At 48.9% G+C, this 4,107-nt stretch carries 4 protein-coding genes; 2 read left to right on the top strand and 2 right to left on the bottom strand.

Translation table 11 applies throughout. From position 1 onward, the window contains the following. Nucleotides 1–236: 236 nt before the first annotated feature. Nucleotides 237–485, top strand: coding sequence for a hypothetical protein (locus F4Y39_08480; GenBank protein MYC13748.1), 249 nt, complete (start codon nt 237–239; stop codon nt 483–485). Nucleotides 486–784: 299 nt separating this feature from the next. On the opposite strand, the gene F4Y39_08475 is transcribed toward F4Y39_08480, so the two are convergent. Then, nucleotides 785–2,671: a hypothetical protein gene (locus F4Y39_08475; protein ID MYC13747.1), complete on the bottom strand. Its 1,887-nt coding sequence runs from the start codon at nt 2,669–2,671 to the stop codon at nt 785–787. Between the two features lie 100 nt (nt 2,672–2,771). On the opposite strand from F4Y39_08475, the gene F4Y39_08470 reads away from it, so the two are divergent. Further along, the gene (locus F4Y39_08470; GenBank protein ID MYC13746.1) at nt 2,772–3,014 is read left to right on the top strand and encodes a hypothetical protein; all 243 of its coding nucleotides are present in this window, start codon (nt 2,772–2,774) and stop codon (nt 3,012–3,014) included. On the opposite strand, the gene F4Y39_08465 is transcribed toward F4Y39_08470, so the two are convergent. Continuing rightward, nucleotides 3,003–3,803, bottom strand: a complete 801-nt coding sequence (locus F4Y39_08465) for a hypothetical protein (GenBank protein MYC13745.1) — start codon at nt 3,801–3,803, stop codon at nt 3,003–3,005. The genes F4Y39_08470 and F4Y39_08465 overlap by 12 nt on opposite strands. Nucleotides 3,804–4,107 lie beyond the last annotated feature (304 nt).

The raw sequence follows: 4,107 nt of genomic DNA, 5'->3' as shown, positions 1-4,107 counted from the left end.
GGGATTCGGAAGCCCTTGCAAAACAACGCTCGCTAACTCGCGTCTGCTTCCCAACGCTAAAGCTCTCTGCAAGTGGGTCTTACGGGCTGTAAGATAAAAAATGGGTGCGCCGCTGCAATAACATCCAGTTCGCGTTCTCGCAAAGCGCGTTTTAAGCCCACGGTTGACTGCCTATCCAATAGTCTATATATTATTTTTTTCAGAACAACATCAATCAACAAACCAAAGGACGCAATATGGAATTGCAAAACGCTTCATTACAGAACGTATTGCATTTGGCTAAACAACTCACACCAATAGAGAAAGTACAGTTAATCGAGAAAATTGTACCGGACCTGGAAGCACATCTTGAGGTAATAGACACTTCCCGAACATCTCCCAAACTGCCATTACGGTCTGTATATGGTCTTTGTGCCGACCTTGGACCAGCACCTTCTGCTAAAGATATTGATGAAATTAAAATGGGAGACGATAGCAATGGTTGAGACGATTATTGGTATGGCTCTGGTCACCGCCTTGTGCTGGATTGTCGCATTACTGGTGCGGCGACAAAAAGTAAAACGGTCAAACGATCTTGAAAAATAACCACTTGTTAAAAAAATAAACCTGGCTAATGTCCCAAATTGACCAGCCCCCCGAAATACGCATTCCGGGGGGCATCTCTTTTTAGCTATTTTGACACACTACTTCAACAGCGGTTATTTATGCGCTGCCAATTTCTCGGCAACCAAATCAACCAACTTTTCACCGCAAAAATTCACCCATATTTTGCGTACCAATACGCTCAGAACTTACCGCGTCTGGGTTTCTCCCAACGGTCTGCGAACTCGATACGCGGAGGCAGAATCGTAGAAATCACCTTGTCCCCGCGCTTCACAAGGCCAGTAGTAGAAACCGCATAGGCGATGCTGAACTTCTCCTGAGCCTGACTCACGCGGATCGTACCGATCTCTGTGTCATCGCTGCCCAGGCTAATCCCTGTATCCGGATCTATCAACTCTTCCCCTTTTGACTTCACCTTCAGCACATCGCCTGGCGACACAACATCCTTGCCCATGTTGAGCCACACCTTATCGCCTTCTGCCTTAATCACGCGACCAGAAGCAGGCAGACTACCGATTTGCTTGACCAGTTCATACACACCCTTGTTGATACCGGCGATCACCGCTTGACCAATAGGCGTCTTCAAGTATTTGGAAAATACCCCTATTCCGACAGCTCCACCCCCACCAATACCGCCACCGAAGGTCAGGTTAGATTCAGTAATTTTCGATTCGATCTGCTTCGTAAACAATAATTCGCTCGTCTTGGCATCAATCAGCCGAAAATTCATACCCACACGACCTTCGCTTTTCGTGGTCGAGACAGCACCCAGACCTGCCGCCTGGGACAACACGCCTACAACGCCGCCGCCTTTCTTGGTTGACACACCTTCTTCATAGTCTGTCACGACGACTTTCATCATATACTGCGCCCCGAGCACATTCCCAATTTTTGCCGCCGACGGCCTGGCCATGCGGCCAGATTCGCCCAAATCCTGCTCCTTGAAAACATCGTCGAGCATCTGACGCTCCACAAGGCGGAATCGCCCCGTCTGATTGATCACATCTATCACTATCGATTCGATTTCAGTCACAGACGCCCTGGACTTTGCGGTGATTTCGAGCTCATCCTTAACTTTTCCACCACTTTTATGCTTCAGCACCACCGACTCAGGCTCCGTTTTGACATCTTCTATTGGCAACACCATAACTCTCGATTGCGGCCCCGTATAAGCCCCCCACATCAAGTTCACCAAATACTTTGCCTCAATACCATCGATATTTTCAGGCAGCGGGATTTCCGCTTTTTCCCCAACTGTATAGGCCAAATAATCCGAGTGACTGCGAGGTAGCGCAGAACCACCCCCTGTGCCCATTTGCGCGGCAACCACTTGCCCGGATGCACCGCGAATCAACCCAGGGGATATGGCTTTGATATTCTCCAGCGTGATATTCCCATGAATTTTGGCATGGTTTGAACCCCTGCTCAAATCGGGGATCATCCCAGCGTTAATTTCATGCATCGGCCAATAGCCTATCAAGCCATCTTCAGTGCCAGTCAATGCCGTTTTCATCGTCCTTCGTATCTCACTCTGAGACCGTTGATAATTCCACACCCTGAACTCTGACATCAACCCGGCAAACGGCTTGTCTTTCGGCCAGTTCGATTTGCCCAAATAGTAGTTGCCACCATAAGCCTGATTCAATCCCCCTCGATAGTCGTCATCATCGTAAAACGTGCCATCCACATAGATCTTCATACCACCCGTGCCACACACCACAGCGATGTGATGCCAGGTGTTGGCAAGCACAGCATTTTTGGCTGATACACCGTGCTGTTTCCCTTTATTGTCCCAAATTCTGAAATTGATCTGGGATGATTTTTTATTGTTCTGAACCACAATGGCATTGCCTTCTCTGCCAAAGTCAAATACTCTTGACCACTCGTTGAACCGTTCCCATTTGACATAGGCTTCAATGGTCGCATTCTCCTCCTGGTCAAAAATGCCAGAAGGCAACTGAACATACGCGCCTCTGCCGTCAAAGCGAATGGTCTGCATCTCTTGTGCATCTGTATGAGTCGCGCAGAGCAAGACAAAAACGAGTCCTGTGAAAATTTTATTCAACATATTACCCTCCTATTTTTAGTTGCATAAAAAGCACGAATTCCCAACCATTGTCTTACTTGAATATCAAGTGAATCACGGTCCGAATATTAAAATCTCATCAATGATCAAGATACGCGAATCCACCTGTGCGTCAAGCGCGTTTTGTGCGTCATTTTCTATCGTCCAACGTGCTTTGCTCTGCCGGGTGCAGTGCATCTATGAGCAGGATCAAGGCGGCGCGGAAGTGCTTTTGAGAATTGATACACACCGCACAGGCATAGCCTACAACGAAGTAATTTCAAACTACCGACAGTACCGATCCACCTATTCCAACGCGTCCCGCCAGCGCATTTCAGTGGCTTAGAGTGCGGATGACCCGGCCTTGCTGGTCAACCATGTAAACCGGCCCCTGCATCTGGCCGCCGCACATCCAGTCATAGGGAAATGCTACGATCTTAGTGGCTGAGGCACCAGGCAGGGTATATGGATCGGCTTGTCCGACATCGACAACATAGCCCATGTCGGCCAGGGCCTGAATCGTAATCGCGCTCACTTTTCTATCTCTACCGCCTCCCATGATTTCGCCACTGAGCACAGGAGCTCTCCAGTGCGCCCTATCCGGCTCAACTGGCACCTTTGCACCCGTGTAGTTCTGTCCGCCCGCAGCGTCAAACGCGGCAATCGCCAATGGGCCATTGAAGTGTTGGTCATTCGAGGAATTTAGGGCGGGGCCAAAGGAATTCCACGCTGTCCCAACCCCAATTCCCAACACATGCGCCATTTCATGGAGGGTTAGGGCTATGAGAGGCATCGGGTCGAGGGGTATCGGATCAAGGGGGAAAAGGTCGATATAGGACGCGCTGGGCTTATCAACCCACCCCCGATCAAAATTTATACATCCGGTGACGGGCAGAAGGGCCGCAGGCTCATCGAACCGAATCACCTGTGGACCACCCAACGCGGCGGGTTTATATTCGTCTTTTACACCACCAACATAGAATTCCCTAACGTTTAGGAGTTCGACATTTATATAGATCCGCAGATCGTCAATACGCTCCCCAATGCGAGGCATAGATAGAGCAAAGCCGCAATCCAACCGGGAAAAGAGCTGGGAAACTGTATAGTCTGGGACATCTTCTCTGATGATCGACATCCATCGGTCGGTAGCATATTGTATCTGTTGCTTTTGAAATCCATTAAAGGGCGTCTTGTCGGAGTCAAGCTCATTGAGAAAAACCAACTCGATGTCGAAGTCGCTCTTAGAAAGCGGATGATCATAAAGTATTATAGCGTCGCGCCTGATCCCGGAAATAGAAGCGTCAATAGAATAAGGGTTTCTGATACCTCACGTAAGAACAAGAGCGCGATGGCTTTAAGAGCCATGAGGATTTCTTACTGCCCTGAACTCGTGTACACATAGACATAATCATCTGTACTATCAACCACATAGAATCGGT

Source organism: Gemmatimonadota bacterium, assembly GCA_009838845.1.
Taxonomy (GTDB): Bacteria; Latescibacterota; UBA2968; order UBA2968; family UBA2968; genus VXRD01.
The sequence above is the reverse complement of the archived record's forward strand: the minus strand, read 5'-3'. Positions and strand labels throughout refer to the sequence as shown.